This window comes from Armatimonadota bacterium, assembly GCA_037138755.1.
Lineage (GTDB): Bacteria > Armatimonadota > Fimbriimonadia > Fimbriimonadales > Fimbriimonadaceae > Fimbriimonas.
Window position 1 is genome coordinate 1,886,521 of record JBAXHT010000001.1, and the last position, 14,570, is coordinate 1,901,090.

The window sequence follows — 14,570 nt, forward strand, 5'->3', positions numbered from 1 at the left end:
AGCTGGCGATTGGTTCGGGTAAACCTTGCTGCATGCAGAAGTCTCTTAACGGCGGTGCCGTCCACATCTCGATTCCTTCGCTCGAAAGGGGACTGGAGTTGTGCCGAATGGGCGGCTTTGACTCACTCGCGATGTCTCCTGGCCTGCTTGCAAATCGAAACGCGGGCGAGGTGAAGAGGCTAATGGCCGAAGCTGGAGTGACGCCCGGAGCATGGGGAGTGCCGTTCAATTGGCGAGGGACGGCTGAAGAGCATGAGGCCGGTTTGGAATCCTTTCGCTCGCAAACTGAGTTAATGGCGACAGTCGGGGTAACTCGCTGTGCGACGTGGATTCTGCCGGGTTCGAATGAGATGAATTTCGACGTGTTTGGACAGTTTCACGTCGCGCGTTTGACGCCAGTGGCAAAGATACTTCGCGACCATGGAATGACCTTCGGGATGGAGTTTATTGGCCCCAAAACCCTCCGCGATTCTTTCCGATACCCGTGGGTATACACGATGAATGAGATGCTCCGTGTGGGTTTGGAAATTGGTTCAAACGTGGGAGTTTTGCTCGATCTCTGGCATCTTCATACCTCTGGTGGCACGATTAACGATATTCGTAAAGTGCAAGAAAGCAAGATCAGTCTTGTACACATCAACGATGCGCCATTGGGGGTTGACCGCGACGACCTAGTTGACAACAAGCGAGGCCTCCCTGGCTCAACTGGCGTACTGCCGTTGAAGGAGTTTATGGCTGCGCTGCGAGAAATCGGCTACTCTGGTCCCGTTGAAGCCGAGCCGTTTGACGACACGTTGAAGGATCTTGCAGAAGATGAACGTCTTACCAAGGTCGCTGATTCGATGCGGTCTGCATTTGCAGAGTAGCCTTGGTGGGACGCCGGGGTCACCTTAGTGCAGAGCGGATCGCGACGGCTGGCTCCAGAATCTCGCGGATTCGGTGGAGGGGCCATTGGGTCGCGGCGTCGCTCATGGCGTTCGCCGGATCAGGGTGGCACTCCAGGAACAGCGCATCAATGCCCACCGCAACCCCGGCTCGAACCATCGCGGGAATGGAATCCCGAACGCCGCCGGTTGAGGTGCCCGCTCCGCCTGGACGTTGCGCCGAGTGGGTCGCATCAAAGCAAACCGGAACGCCGAAAGAGCGCATTGTCTCCAGCCCCGGCATATCCACGATGAGGGTGTTGTAGCCAAAGGTTGTTCCGCGCTCGCAGAGCATCGTTCCTTTCGCGCCAAACGCCTTCATCTTTTCAACAATATTCAGAGTATCGCCCGGTGCCAAAAACTGGCCCTTTTTCACGTTAACGGGCGTCCCGGTCAACGCCGCCGCCTCAAGAAGATCAGATTGTCGACACAAAAAAGCTGGAATCTGGAGGATGTCCACTACAGATGCTACTTCGGCAGCCTGCGCGGGTAGGTGGATATCTGTGGTCGTCGGAACCCCGAATTTCTTGCCCACAGATTCGATGATTGCCAATCCGGCCTCTTGACCGGCTCCACGGACTGAACCAGCCGACGTGCGATTCGCCTTATCGAACGAGGCTTTGAAGATGTAGTTCAGGCCCAATTCGGCGCAGACCGCTTGCAACGTCCCGCAAACATCCTCGCACAAGGCTTGGGACTCGGCAAGGCATGGGCCGCCAATAATCGTCAGCGAACCATCGCCGATGGTGAACGGACCTACCGGGAACGAGTTCACTTCTTTGGCTTCCACACCAGCTTGACCGCTGTCGAAGTCGGAGGAATGCAGGTGGAGGCATCGCAGAGTTGGTATCCGAAATCCAAGACGGCTTCATACCCCGTCTTCCCAGGTTTTATGCCTTTTTCAAAAGTGCCAACGAAGTCGATTTTTATCGAACCCTCGTACACGAGAGAATCGTTTCCAGAGGACATCATCTCGATACCCTTCGGGTAGGTCACCTTGGTGAGCTTGAACTTCTTAGTCTTCGTGGTGAGCGTGATCGGGTTCTCGTACTCACTCTTCGGTGGGTTTTGGTAGGCATGCCATCCGTCAGGAATCTTGACGGTGAGGGTTCCGTTAACCACGCCGTCCTTCCCCGGAGTTGCCGAAACTTTGAACTCCAACACGGGAGCCGCGACCATCGAAAGAGCGATCAGCGAAGACGCAATCATAATCATCATTATGATTCAACGCCAAAGAAGTTCGGCTATTTCGGTTGAATCTCAAAAAATGTGATCGTTGCAGTCGGTTCTTGTCCACCAAAAACCATCAAGTAAATCTTGCCTGCTTCAAAGTCTTTGGTTGTGGTGACAACTTCAGTTTCAGTGAACTGTCGTTGCGCTGTGAGCGTCGTCGGGCCAGCATCAATTTCGTTGGAGGTGATTTGTCCGAAGTCGACCGCATTGAACGAGATCGTTGGGTTCGTACCTGGGTTCTTGAAGATAACGGCATATGAATCTTCTCCCGTGGCGCGGACGAACGAGTTGAAGGCGTAAACGCGCGCCTTATTGCCGTTGGGAGCAACCCGATTGACTCCGAAAAAGTCGAACCTTAGCCTCTTGGCGTTTTCTGTTCCGAAATCTTTCAGGCCAAACGCCAGCGCAAGATGGTCAGTGTCCTTATTCAGGGTTCGGGCCTGGCTATCGATCACGATAGTACTGCCGTTCTCGTTGATCGAGAAGTCTTTCTCTTCAGCGGCAACCGGCTTGAACGTCGTAGTTAACCCTCCTGAAGCTGCATTCGAAACCACAACCGAATCGTTAACAAGGAAATCTAATGCAACCGCTGGAGCCAGGTTAATCACTCGAAAATTTGGGTCGGGCAATTCAGCGGTCGTACCACTGCCGCCACCACAGGCGAGAATCGTGATCGCCAGCGCTCCGAGACCGAGAATTCGAGCTGATTTCATTTGAATCTAATTTTGACCGAGAATCTCTCTAATGTTGTCATCAAAAACTTCATAACAGACCGGGCAGCCGACTAAACCAGTCTTTTTGACGCCCGCTCGTTTGGTTTTGCAGACGGGGCAGGCGTCGATCAGTCGGGTTTGGTTCCGATGTTGGAGGAGTCGATTGACAGGGTTTAACTTCGGGCACCCCCCACATACCGTTTCCGACAGTCCCCATTCCGTCACACGATGAGTTTTCGGGCGGAGGCAATCGGAGCAGGACATTGGGGCTAGAACGGAACGCCGTTCTTGGTCTCTTCTCGATACAGTTCAACGAGCTGTTTCGTAATCGGGCCAGGTTTCCCGTCGCCGATTGGGCGGCTATCGAGGGTAACCATTGGGATGACCTCGGCAGCGGTTCCGGTCAGGAAGCATTCCTCAGCGGCGTAAAGGTCGAACGGAGTTAACTTGCACTCTTCAACCGCGTATCCGGCTTTTCGAGCCAGATCCATCACAGCATCTCGAGTAACGCCTTTCAGGATTCCGCTCGCCGGGTCCGGGGTGCGGATAATGCCGTTCTGGATCACAAAAATGTTATCGCCCGTACACTCAGCGACATTCCCCTGGTGATTCAGCATGAGGCCTTCACCAGCTCCCCGGAAGTTAGCCTCTTGCTTCGCAAGAATGTTGGAAGCGTACTTGCCGATGCACTTCAAGCGAGGATCCAAAGCGTCAGCCGGGATCGTTTTGAAACTTGTGGTTACCACGTCAAGCCCCGTTTCGTATGACTCGGGCGGATAGAGCGCAAGCGTATTGATCATCACCATCACGTTGGGTTCGGTATCGATCTTGCTCGGGTCGAGGCCAAGTCCGGTTCCTCGGGTGACGTTGAGCCGAATGTAGCCCGCCTCCATGTCCGACTTCATGCAGGTGTCCAGGATGATTGCTCGTAGCTCGGGCTGCGAGATCGACATCTTGAAGTTAAGATATTTGATGCCGTGATACAGCCGATCAAGGTGCTCATCAAGCTTGAAAACCTTGTGGTGATAGATGCGAATTCCCTCGAACAAACCGTCGCCATAAAGGTGGCAGTGATCTGCCGCAGGAATCATCGCCGTTTCAAGCGGACCAACCGTGCCATTGAACCAAACAAGCTTTTGCACAATCTCTATTATGACCGCCCAAAACCTGGATCATTCGACGGGGTAACTTCGTCATAATTGTATCGCCATTACTGGCAGGTATGAATGCTTTTATGAAACGCGGTGGCGTTGTTGCTTTGTCGAGTGTCGCGATTGTATCAATCGTTCTCGCAGGGGTGTCTCAAACTGTCGAACCAAAGCTGAAAAAAGGCAGTCAAGTCGGCATCGTCGAAGTCGGTGGTTTGACTGTCAGTGAAGCCCAGAAAAAGGTCCGAATCTGGTGGGAAGCTGTTCGAGTAAAGCCGCTAACTCTCAAGATTCAAGATAAAACTGCGAAGGAGACGTTTAGTGCAACTCAACTGGGAATCGTCGTTGATGACGTCGCCTCGGTGGCTCAAGTGCCAGTCGAAGGAGTCGTTGGGCAAGTTATCGGCTCAGACGAAAAGGCAGTTTTCAATCCCATCTTTAAGCCCAATGTTGTCGACCTTGGGCGACTTAAATCTGTCGTCTCGAAGACTTTCGGTCCTCCAACTCCTGCCAAAGTGAAGTTCGTGGATGGACAAATTCAGCGCACGCCAGAGACTCCGGTGCTGACTCTGGACGAGCCGGGACTTTCCGCCGCTGTGATCGCGGCTGTTCAAGAAGACCAAATCGTCGACGTTCCCATCAAACAAGCTCCGAAGAAGCTGACTGACGAAGTTCTGGCTCATATCACAGACGTGGTTGGAGAATTCAAAACAAACTTTAACGCTGGTGTCCGCGATCGGTCAAACAACATTAGACTGGCAACCGGCAAGATAGACGGATTAGTGCTCCTTCCGGGTGAGCGCTTCAGCTTCAATCAAACCGTCGGACAACGCACCGTTCAAAGTGGGTTCCGCGAGGCTCCAGTATTTGTTAACGGACGTCATGAGACGGGAATCGGTGGGGGGATCTGCCAGGTCTCGACCACTCTCTACAATGCATCGTTGTTCGCGAACATCAAGATTGTTGAGAGGACGAACCACTCCTTGCCAGTCCCATACGTTCCCGTCGGACGAGATGCAACCGTGAACTGGGGAGCCCAGGATCTCGTATTGGAGAATAACATGGAGACTCCTATTGTCCTTGCCGCTGAGTATAAGCCTGGCACGCTCCGATGGCGGATTCTTGGGAAAAAGGATCCTACAATAAGCGTGAAGATCACCTCTACCGGAGTGACGTCCTCTGGTCGTGGCGAGAAGCGACAGTTTGATCCGACGCTTCGGCCAGGGGCAACGAGGGTTGAACGGGGATCTGCGACTCGGTCCTGTTACACGTTCAGGCACGTCTACAAAAACGGGGTTGAAATCAAGAAGGAACCCCTAGGACGAAGCTATTATGCAGGTTCACCAAGGATCGTCTACTACGGTCCCTCGAAGCCTCAAGCGCCGGCACCAGGGGCCCCAGGAACTGTAACACCAGTTCCTCCCCCAGCAACTGGCGGCAATCCTGAATAGTTACTTCTTTTTCTTCTTGTCCGGCACCATCGATTGGTAACGCCGTACAAACTCTTCGCACTGAATCCGGGAGACCATCTCGCCGATCGCTTCATATGCGATGGCGTCATGCTTTTTGTAGCGAATGCAACCTGCCCCCATATCGAGCTTCTTTCCGGCCGCATTGTGGGACTCAATGAACCTTTCCTTTTCGACAGGAAGGCAGTAGAGGACAAAGGCGTGCAACGCAATGTGTCCCTTGGTGTTGGTCAGCGTCAAGAAGGGAAGCGGTTGCTTTGGGTCGCAGTGGTAGCCAGCAGGAAAAACGCTGTGCGGGACGAAGAAGCCGATCCCACCGTACTGCATCCCCTCTTCAAAGCCAGGTTGCAGATTCTGCTTGATGACCTCACGGAGTTTTGTTACAGCTTCGATTCGATCAGCCGGTAGTCCGGCGAGGAATTCTTCGGGGGTTGTTGCCATAATCGCCAAGTTTGCCATGATCGTAGGGAAAATGGAAGAGTGATCGACCGCTATCGAAAAATTCAGACCCGAATCGACGAGGCATGTCAGTCGGTAGGAAGGGAATCATCTTCGGTCACTCTCATCGCAGTCTCGAAAACCTATCCTGCTTCGGCGATCAAGGAGCTATACGACTTAGGGCATCGCGACTTTGGCGAGAGTCGCCTGCAGGAACTGATCCCAAAATGGGAAGAGCTTCCCAAAGACATTCGATGGCATTTCATCGGAAAATTGCAGTCGAATAAAACAAAAAAGGCAGCCGAGATCTCACACTCGCTTCACACGATAGAAACAACTTCTCAACTGAAAGAATTACACAAATCAGCAAGACGAGTTGACGTGTTCATCGAACTGAATATTGCCGAAGAGCAACAAAAGAGCGGAATTTTACAAAATTCGCTTGACAGCTTTGCACAGGATGTCATAAGATGTGAGCAGGCAAATTTGTCAGGTCTGATGACAATCGGCCCAGTCGCAGAGGATCCCGAGCAGTCGAGACCCTACTTCAGGAAGCTCCGGCAACTTGGGGAAGCGATTGGAACCAAGAATCTCAGCATGGGAATGAGCCTCGATTTTGAAGTGGCAATCCAGGAAGGAGCAACCCACATCAGAGTTGGCACTCTGCTTTTCGGAGCACGAAATTAAAAAGGAATCAATAAGAACTCATGGAAGAGATGGTAATGGACAAACCGTCCGTGTTTGGCAAAATCGCCAACCTATTCACACGCACTGAAGAAATCGATGATTTCGAGCCCGATGTCATGGAGCAAGCCGTGGTGCACAGCCCAATGCGACCGAGCCACCGCTATACGGTGACCATTCGTCGCGAAATGCAGCACTTCGACGACGCCATGGCGGCCGCAAACGGCCTGAAGCACGGCGAACAACAGATTTTGAACCTGAGCCTTCTGGCCCCAGAGGTCAAAGAAAAGGTTCTCAACTTCCTTTGCGGCGTTAACTACGTTCAAGAAGGAACCTGGGAAGAGATTGGACCGGACGTTTACCTGGTCGCTCCCAAACAAGCCTTAGTAGAGGTTGCTCCTGCAACCCCGCGGATGAACGCTCTCAAGAATTAAGAGAAGAGCGTCGCCTTCCTCCATTGCTCCCGCGTTTTGCCGACGCGGGGGCTTTTTTGTGGCTATAATCCGCCAAATGGATATTGCAACCAGAACTCGTGCGAAGATCACGAAGCGGCTCATCCCGTTTCTGTTGATTCTTTTTCTGCTTGCATTTCTAGATCGCACGAATGTCTCAATTGCCGCCCTCGGGATGAAGAAGGATCTCGGCTTCACCGAGGCGATTATTGGCACAGGGGCGGGGATCTTCTTCCTTGGCTACTTCCTGCTCGAGATTCCGGGGACGCTGATTGTTGAGCGCTGGAGCGCGAGGAAGTGGATCGCAAGGATCATGGTGTCGTGGGGCATCATCGCTACCTTGATGGGCTTCATCGGTCTCCCTATCTTCTCCGCTTTCGGGTTAGAAGATCAGTTTTATGGACTTCGATTCATTCTCGGTTTAGCCGAAGCGGGGTTCTTTCCAGGCGTGATTGTTTACCTCTCCCACTGGTTTCGGGCGGAGGATCGGGCGAAGACGAAGTCGCTGTTCCTGATAGGCATTCCGTTGGCGACGATCATCTCAACGCCGCTGTCCCAGTTCATCATGCATTCGGTCGATTGGATGGGATTGGCCGGTTGGCGCTGGGTGTTCTTCCTGGAAGGCGTTCCGTCGGTGATCATGGGTGTCGTGACGTGGTACTACCTCACTGATCGGCCGGAGCAAGCCACTTGGCTGGATGACGAAGAGAAGGCTTGGATAACGACCGAGCTTGCCAACGAGAAATCGGCGAAGATGTCGCTTGGCGGCGACCAGATCAAGGCAGGGCTGCGGAATCCGCAGATTTGGCTGCTCGCACTGATCTACCTGTTTGCCGTGACCGGCATGTACGGATTTACGTTCTTCCTGCCGGCGATTGTTGACAAGTTTAAGGGCACTTCTGTCGTGGTTCAGACTCTGATCTCTACAGCGCCGTACATGCTTGGTTTTGGAGGAATGCTCTGGGCGGGCGCGCACTCGGATCGTACTCGCGAGCGGCGGTGGCATACCGCTATTCCGTTGTTGCTAGCTTCGGTGGCGATGGGTTGCGCGGCGTTGTTTGCATCATCGACGGTTTTGGCGACAGTGTTTATGTGTCTGTTAGGGCTGACGTTGTATTCGTACCTGCCTGCGTTTTGGACGCACCCGACTTCGACGCTGACGGCTTCGTCAGCGGCGTTTGCGGTTGGGCTGATTAACTCGGTGGGGAACCTGGGCGGGTTCTTTGGGCCAAAGATTGTTGGGGAGCTGAAGACTCGGTCGGGGTCGTTCGAGAGCGCATTGTGGTTTTTGGCGGGGTGCATTTTGGTCGCAGGGGTTTTGGCGACGATGTTACGAGCTGGGCGCGGACATGCGGTTAGCGAGTGACTTGGTGGAGAGAACTGCGACGGATTTTGGTGGGGAATCAGGTTCAAGGAGTTGCTCATTTTAGGATTTTGGTGGGGACAGGTGGGGACAGCTTTTGCAGGGCGGAGTGGGTGTAGCGAAAACAGAGTGGCGGTCGTGTGTTGAGTTGAGTTCGTTGAACGGTTTAGCTTCAGACGTGCGGATTCCTTTTTGAATGGTGGGTAGGACGAGGCAGCTTTTCTGCCACTCGTCTTGAGATATGGCTGGGCGGTATGGTGGTGGTCTGAGGGAGATTGTGAAAATTTGATCATCACTCTATAGGCAACGAAACGAGGCGAAAGTCAACCAGGTTCGAGTCTTTTGTTGCAGGACTTCGCTGTTAGGCCGGGCTCGGACTGTGGACGGGTGGCTCAGGCGCACTTCCACCCGCCGGCCCAATGCCACACCCCACCCAAGACAGGTTTGCTCCTATCGCATTCTCCTATGTCGAACACGATAGGAGCAAACCTGCCTCGGGACCCGTGCCCCCTGGCGGGTGGAAGCTCGCTCGGAGTTGAAGCTTGCCAGTTTTACCGCAGTTCAATCGGCTCGGCTCTGAACTGCTCTAAGAACCGGAGATCGTTCTCCATGAAGTGGCGCAAATCGTCGACCCCGTAGCTCATCATCGGAATCCGCTCGACGCCCAGCCCGAAGGCGAAGCCGGAATACCGCTCGGTGTCGATGCCGTAGTTTTCAAGAATGTTCGGGTGAATCAGTCCGGCTCCGCCGAGTTCGACCCATTTGCCGCCGAACAGCTTAGGAGTCGAGATGGCGTAGTCGACGCCGGGCTCGACGAAGGGGAAGAAGTCGGGGCGGAATCTCACCGTAACTTCGCTGCCGAACATTTCGCGGGCGAAGAGGCAGAGAGTGCCTTTGAGGTTCGCCATCGAGACCCGTTCGTCGATCATGAAGCAGTCGACTTGGTGGAAGGTGTGGCTGTGCGTGCGGTCAACCGCTTCGTTTCGGTAGGTGCGACCGATGGTAAAGGCGCGGAGCGGCAGAGTGCGTTTGCCTTGTTGGACTTCTTCGAAGACGCGGCCCTGGAGGGCGGTGCATTGGGTTCTGAGGACGTGGTTGTCGTCGATATAGAACGTGTCCTGATCGTCCATCGCCGGGTGGTCGGGTGGGTAGTTCAGGGCGTCGAAGTTATAGCGGAAATGCTCTAGTTCCGGGCTTTCGAGGTATTCGAATCCGAGTCCGCCGAGGACCCGCTTGATGCGGTTCATCGTCTGTTGAAGAACGTGCTCGTAGCCGACCTGAGTCGGACGTCCGGGCATGGTCACATCAATCCGTTCCGCCTCGAACTGGGCGGCGAGTTCGCCTCCCTTCAAGTCTTCTTCCCGAACCGCAAGAGCCTCCTCAACCGCGCCCTTGGCAGCGTTGACAGCCTGGCCAAAAGCCCGCTTATCGCCCTGATAGGAGCCGACTTCGCGGAGCTTTCCACTGATTAATCCGTTGTTTCCCAAGAACTTGATCTTCAGGTCCCGCAATTCGGCGGTAGAGCCTGCCGAAGCAATTTCGGACAGGGCTTGGGCTTGGAGATCGAGCACTTCTTGCATGAGAGACCCCTAGGTTGTACCTTGCCGAGGGTTACACTGAGGCGTGCTGACAAAGCGATGGATCTCGGTTGAGGACTTCCAAATGATGGCAAGATCGCATCAAGAGTTCCTTGATGCCACGGGTCTGACCGCGGCAGAAGGTGCCCTTCTCCCGGAAGAGTTCCTGAGGGACATCGTTGAAAAGTACGCAAAACAACCCGAGTGGTTGGGGTTCCTCGCAATCCGTAACGGTCTGGTCGTCGGGTCGGGAGCATTTAAGGATCCACCTTTGGAAGGTTGGACGGAGATCGGCTACGGAGTCGCTCCCGAAGTTGAGGGTCAAGGAGTGGCCACTCAAATCACGACCTGGCTCTGTGAGTACGCCTCTTCGATGGGCGCAACCACTGTACGAGCCAATACTCTCCCAATTGCACCGGCATCGCAAATGGTGCTTCAAAAGAACGGATTCGAGTTCGTCGGAGTGTTTGAGGATCCGGAGGACGGAACTGTCCATCGGTTTGAAAAGCAACTCTCGCAAAAACACTAGGTCAGCACGATTACCTGCTGTGGAACCTACTAGGCACGGAGAGGGAGTTATGTCAGCGAAAGCAGAAAAGAAAGAAGAAGGCGCAGAGGGCGGAAAGAAGAAAGGCGGGAAGCTACCAATTATCCTGGCTTTGGTGCTCGTCCTTGGGGGAGGCGGCTTCTTTATGATGAAGGGCAAGGGCAAAGAAAAGAAGAAGGAGCCTGAAATCAAGTTGGCTCATGCTGAGCTCGAGATGAAGGACGAGTTCACGATCAACTTAGCGGACGGGATGACCTACGCCCGTTGCAAAGTTGCGTTCCTTCCCAAGGAAGGATTCCAGGCGGCAACGTTTGATGCTCATGCTGGTGAAGTGGCCGACGCCGTCATCACGGTGATCAAGTCGACCAAGAAAGAAGAAACCCTTACCGAAGCTCATCTCACGGCGATGAAAATGAAGATTGCCGCGAAGTTGAACAAGATCTTCCACGAAGAGAAACCCGAAGAGGAAGAGGAGTCCGATAAGGACACCAAGAAGAAAAAGAAAAAGAGTGACGAGGACGCAGGGGCTAGTCACGGCAAGAAGAAGTCGAGTCATGACGAAGAACCCGTCGAGGAAGAAGAAATCCCAGAGGGCTGGCACTCCGCAAAGGGTCCGATTCTGAAAGTTTTCTTCAAAGCATTTGCAACGCAGTAATCGTCGAAGCAGAGAGTGGGGCAAAACCTAGAGCAAGTCTCTAGGTTTTTTGCCGTTTCCCCTTAAGAATTTGGGGGTTGTGCCGAAATCAACTGTAGACCTTTTGGGGAAACGCAGTTGTCAGACATCCTATCACAAGCCGAAATAGAAGCACTCTTGAATACGCTCGGCGCCGAATCCGGCGGTGGTGGCGGTGGTAGTTCGCCGATGGGTGGTGGTGGTGCTCCTAAGCCAAAAGGAAGCGGAGCACGTGCCCCGAAGACGCAAAACTACTCTTACGAGGTTTACGATTTTAGGCGTCCAGACAAGCTGTCCAAGGATCAGCTTAGGACGCTCTCCATGCTCCATGACACGTTCGCTCGAGCGGCTGGATCGGCACTCTCGGCTCAAACTCGATCGCAAATCAACATCGAAATGATCTCGATGGAGCAGATTCCCTACGACGAGTACTTGCGATCAATCAGTGCTTCGGTGTTCGGAATCGTCTCGCTTCCTCCGCTGAACGGTCAGATTGTCGTTGAGTGCGAGATGGGGCTGATGTTTGCTTTGGTGGACAAGATGCTTGGCGGCCCTGGCCGTCCCATGGAACGAAGTGTTCTCACTGACATCGAAAAGCCTCTTGTTCGTTCTATCTTGGATCGAATGCTCGGCGCACTCAAGCAGTCATGGGAAGGCGTCGTCGTTGTATCGCCAAGCGTGGACGGTCTAGAGACTTCGAGCCAGTTTGTTAGTGTTGCCCCGCCAAATGACATCGTGCTTGTCATCCTCTTTGAAGTCAAAATTGGCGAGATGCGGACGGCGATGAGCATCTGTATCCCCTATCTGGTTCTCAAACCGATCACGATCAAGCTCAGTGCTCAGAAGTGGTTTGCATCAAGCGGCAAGCGGCAGAGTCCAGCGATTCGTCGACTTGTGTCGAACCAGGTCACCGCCACCGAAGTGCCTTGTCAGGTGCTTTTGGGTAAAGCGGTTGTTCCTTTTGAAGAGTTTTTGGAGGTCAAGGTTGGCGATGTGATCAAGCTCGACCAGATGACTGAAAAGGACCTCACTTTTATGATTGCTAACGTGCCGAAATTCAAAGGGCGACCGATGATGAATGGCAAGCGCTACGTTTTCTCCATTACCGAACCTATCCAGCAGTAAGAACATGACTCAGTTACAACTCATTCAACAATTTAGCGAGCTGCTACCGTCGATCTGGGAGACCGTCGGCGAAACCGTCAGTTCTAACTCCCCGGTCCCGGCGAAGTTCTCATCGCCGATCGCAATGCGGGCTAACGTATCCGAGGTTTCGGCCGAGCTTGCAGGGAACATCCTTGCGATCCAGTTCGCGATGGCCAACAACCCCGAAGCGATGCAAATGATCCTGGTTCGGCCCGAGACAGTTCTTGAAGTTGCAAAAGTCGTCACAGGGATGTCTTGGGAAGAAGTCGATGATGACGTAATGGCCGAAGTTCGGCCCTTCGCCGAGTCGATTGTTCAAGGTTTGTGTTTAGGACTTGGAAACGCGCTGCTTGACACCGTGGTTGCAACGGGCATGAGCATCCGCTACCAAATGATCCAGCTCGCCGATAACCTTGCCCACGCTCCTTCGGTTCTGCGTTGCAACATTGCGATGCAGATTGGCGAGGAGACGGGCGTCATTCTTTGGCTGATGGACGACGATACTGCGAAGCAGATCGTCGGCGGAGACGAGGAGGAAGAGGCCCCGATTGGAGTGCCAGGAATTCCTGCGATGCAGATGGGCGGAATGCCCATGATCGGAGGATCTGCTAAGCCTGCCTTTGAGCACGATTCCTCGATGGACGTGCTACTTGATGTGCCGTTGGAAATTTCAGTCGAACTAGGGCGGGTGAAGATGGTCGTTCGCGACGTTCTTGACCTCGGAACTGGTTCGATAGTTGAAGTGGATAAGGCGGCAGGTGAGCCAGTTGACGTGATGGTTAACGGACGTTTGGTTGCCAAAGGTGAAGTTGTGGTTATCGAAGACAACTTCGGTGTTCGCATCACCGAAATTCTGAACCCGGCTGAGCGGTTCCGAATGGACGCCGCTGCTTAAGAGGATTTGATGTTACGTTTCTTCGCTCTGCCGGCCCTCTTGGTTTCTGCTGCGGTTTCGGCTGCGCAGAGCGGAATGCTTGGCACAAAAGGCGAGTCCGCCACCCAGTTCACCCCGACCGCGAGTTCGGGCGGTGGTCTGCTCCAGATGGTGGTTGCGGTTTTTGTCGTGATGATTCTGATGAAGCTGTTCTTGCCGAAGATGATGGCAAAGTACGGTTCCAAGCTTTCGACAGGGTTGAACTCGGCGATTAAGGTCGAGGAGTCGGCTTCGTTTGCTGGTGGCTCGATTCACTTGGTGACCGTCCGAGGACGAACCTTGCTTCTTGGATCGACTCCGACGACGATTTCAACGCTGGCTGACTTGGGCGAGGCACCGAAGAACGATCCGGGGCCGACGTTTATGGAGATGGTCGAAGCCGCCCCTGAGCTCGAGTTTCCGACTCCGCCTTCGATGGATCAGATGCGGGCCGCAATTAGTGTTGCCGAAGAGAACGAAGCTGCAATCGCGCTTCAACGACTGAATCAATTGATGAGATAACCCATGAAAAAGCTTCTATGGATCATTCTGGTACTTGGCTTGGTGGGTATCGCATCCGCTCAAGCAGGGATCCCCTCTATTAGTATCGGCTTGGGCGCTCCTCAGTCTGGAGCAAAAATTAACCCAGGTGGTGGCAATACTGAAGTTGCGACTTCGTTGCAGATTCTGGCGATGCTGACGGTGCTTTCATTGGCACCGGCCTTGATGATTCTCACGACGGCGTTTACTCGTATCGTCATCATCTTTAGCTTCATCCGCACGGCTCTGGGCACCCCGACAATTCCACCAAACCAGGTGGTCATTGGGCTGTCGTTGTTCTTGACGTTCTACGTCATGGGGCCAACTTGGACGAAGGTGAACGACACTGCGATTCAGCCGATGCTTGCGAAGAAGATTGACCAGAAGGTCGCCTTAGAGCGAGCCAGCGGCCCGGTACGAGACTTTATGCTGAAGAACACCTATGAGAAGGATTTGAAGCTGTTCTTGGATCTTCGGAAAGAGAAGCCCGCGACCAAGAAGGAAGTTTCGCTGACCTCGCTGGTTCCTGCCTTCGTGATCTCCGAGCTTAAGACCGCCTTCATCGTTGGCTTCTATATTTTCATCCCGTTCCTCATCATCGACCTCGTCGTGGCCAGCGGCCTCATGAGCATGGGAATGATGATGCTCCCGCCCTCAATTGTCTCCCTGCCTGCCAAGTTGCTGGTCTTCGTACTTGCCGACGGCTGGGGGACCCTAGTCTCCGCGATCTTAGCCGGGTACAGATAGCCCG

17 protein-coding genes are annotated in these 14,570 nt (G+C 53.8%); 11 read left to right on the plus strand and 6 right to left on the minus strand.

The features are described from left to right. The first annotated feature begins 32 nt into the window (after positions 1 to 32). A complete protein-coding gene (locus WCK51_08940; GenBank protein ID MEI7577006.1) occupies positions 33 to 866 on the plus strand; it encodes a sugar phosphate isomerase/epimerase family protein in 834 nt (277 codons plus the stop codon). Between the two features lie 19 nt (positions 867 to 885). On the opposite strand, the gene kdsA is transcribed toward WCK51_08940, so the two are convergent. The 4 genes from kdsA to ilvE all read right to left on the minus strand — a co-directional run bounded on the left by kdsA (position 886) and on the right by ilvE (position 4,011). Beyond that, entirely contained in the window at positions 886 to 1,713 is an 828-nt protein-coding gene (kdsA, locus tag WCK51_08945) for a 3-deoxy-8-phosphooctulonate synthase (protein MEI7577007.1), read from the minus strand. Further along, the gene (locus tag WCK51_08950; protein ID MEI7577008.1) at positions 1,695 to 2,132 is read right to left on the minus strand and encodes a protein-disulfide reductase DsbD domain-containing protein; all 438 of its coding nucleotides are present in this window, start codon (positions 2,130 to 2,132) and stop codon (positions 1,695 to 1,697) included. The genes kdsA and WCK51_08950 overlap by 19 nt, the downstream gene beginning before the upstream one ends. Before the next feature lie 35 nt (positions 2,133 to 2,167). Then, positions 2,168 to 2,869: a hypothetical protein gene (locus tag WCK51_08955; GenBank protein MEI7577009.1), complete on the minus strand. Its 702-nt coding sequence runs from the start codon at positions 2,867 to 2,869 to the stop codon at positions 2,168 to 2,170. Positions 2,870 to 3,138: 269 nt separating this feature from the next. After that, entirely contained in the window at positions 3,139 to 4,011 is an 873-nt protein-coding gene (ilvE, locus tag WCK51_08960; protein MEI7577010.1) for a branched-chain-amino-acid transaminase, read from the minus strand. 92 nt (positions 4,012 to 4,103) lie between these two features. On the opposite strand from ilvE, the gene WCK51_08965 reads away from it, so the two are divergent. Next, positions 4,104 to 5,468, plus strand: a complete 1,365-nt coding sequence (locus tag WCK51_08965; protein MEI7577011.1) for a VanW family protein — start codon at positions 4,104 to 4,106, stop codon at positions 5,466 to 5,468. Here the strand turns inward: WCK51_08965 and WCK51_08970 are convergent, their stop codons facing one another. Further along, on the minus strand, positions 5,469 to 5,927 hold the full coding sequence (locus WCK51_08970; protein MEI7577012.1) for a DUF1801 domain-containing protein: 459 nt from the start codon (positions 5,925 to 5,927) through the stop codon (positions 5,469 to 5,471). It lies immediately after the preceding gene. Between the two features lie 39 nt (positions 5,928 to 5,966). Here WCK51_08970 and WCK51_08975 point away from each other — a divergent pair, with 39 nt between their 5' ends. The 3 genes from WCK51_08975 to WCK51_08985 all read left to right on the plus strand — a co-directional run bounded on the left by WCK51_08975 (position 5,967) and on the right by WCK51_08985 (position 8,426). After that, the gene (locus WCK51_08975; protein ID MEI7577013.1) at positions 5,967 to 6,611 is read left to right on the plus strand and encodes a YggS family pyridoxal phosphate-dependent enzyme; all 645 of its coding nucleotides are present in this window, start codon (positions 5,967 to 5,969) and stop codon (positions 6,609 to 6,611) included. Positions 6,612 to 6,631: 20 nt separating this feature from the next. Beyond that, a complete protein-coding gene (locus WCK51_08980) occupies positions 6,632 to 7,042 on the plus strand; it encodes a cell division protein SepF (GenBank protein ID MEI7577014.1) in 411 nt (136 codons plus the stop codon). Positions 7,043 to 7,118: 76 nt separating this feature from the next. Further along, positions 7,119 to 8,426, plus strand: coding sequence for an MFS transporter (locus WCK51_08985; GenBank protein ID MEI7577015.1), 1,308 nt, complete (start codon positions 7,119 to 7,121; stop codon positions 8,424 to 8,426). Between the two features lie 548 nt (positions 8,427 to 8,974). Here WCK51_08985 and pheS read toward each other — a convergent pair. Next, positions 8,975 to 10,003 (minus strand): phenylalanine--tRNA ligase subunit alpha, encoded by a 1,029-nt coding sequence (gene pheS / locus WCK51_08990; GenBank protein MEI7577016.1) that lies wholly within the window; start codon positions 10,001 to 10,003, stop codon positions 8,975 to 8,977. Between the two features lie 43 nt (positions 10,004 to 10,046). Between pheS and WCK51_08995 the strand changes: the two genes are divergently transcribed. The 6 genes from WCK51_08995 (at position 10,047) to fliP (ending at position 14,566) form a co-directional block, all read left to right on the plus strand. Then, complete coding sequence (locus WCK51_08995; protein MEI7577017.1) at positions 10,047 to 10,529, plus strand: GNAT family N-acetyltransferase; 483 nt, start codon at positions 10,047 to 10,049, stop codon at positions 10,527 to 10,529. Positions 10,530 to 10,578: 49 nt separating this feature from the next. Beyond that, a complete protein-coding gene (locus WCK51_09000) occupies positions 10,579 to 11,202 on the plus strand; it encodes a flagellar basal body-associated FliL family protein (protein MEI7577018.1) in 624 nt (207 codons plus the stop codon). A gap of 117 nt (positions 11,203 to 11,319) precedes the next feature. Continuing rightward, complete coding sequence (gene fliM / locus WCK51_09005) at positions 11,320 to 12,345, plus strand: flagellar motor switch protein FliM (protein MEI7577019.1); 1,026 nt, start codon at positions 11,320 to 11,322, stop codon at positions 12,343 to 12,345. A gap of 4 nt (positions 12,346 to 12,349) precedes the next feature. Further along, positions 12,350 to 13,261, plus strand: a complete 912-nt coding sequence (gene fliN / locus WCK51_09010; protein ID MEI7577020.1) for a flagellar motor switch protein FliN — start codon at positions 12,350 to 12,352, stop codon at positions 13,259 to 13,261. A 9-nt stretch (positions 13,262 to 13,270) separates the two neighbouring features. Further along, positions 13,271 to 13,801, plus strand: a complete 531-nt coding sequence (locus tag WCK51_09015; protein MEI7577021.1) for a flagellar biosynthetic protein FliO — start codon at positions 13,271 to 13,273, stop codon at positions 13,799 to 13,801. Positions 13,802 to 13,804: 3 nt separating this feature from the next. Beyond that, positions 13,805 to 14,566, plus strand: a complete 762-nt coding sequence (gene fliP, locus WCK51_09020) for a flagellar type III secretion system pore protein FliP (protein MEI7577022.1) — start codon at positions 13,805 to 13,807, stop codon at positions 14,564 to 14,566. Positions 14,567 to 14,570: the final 4 nt, after the last annotated feature.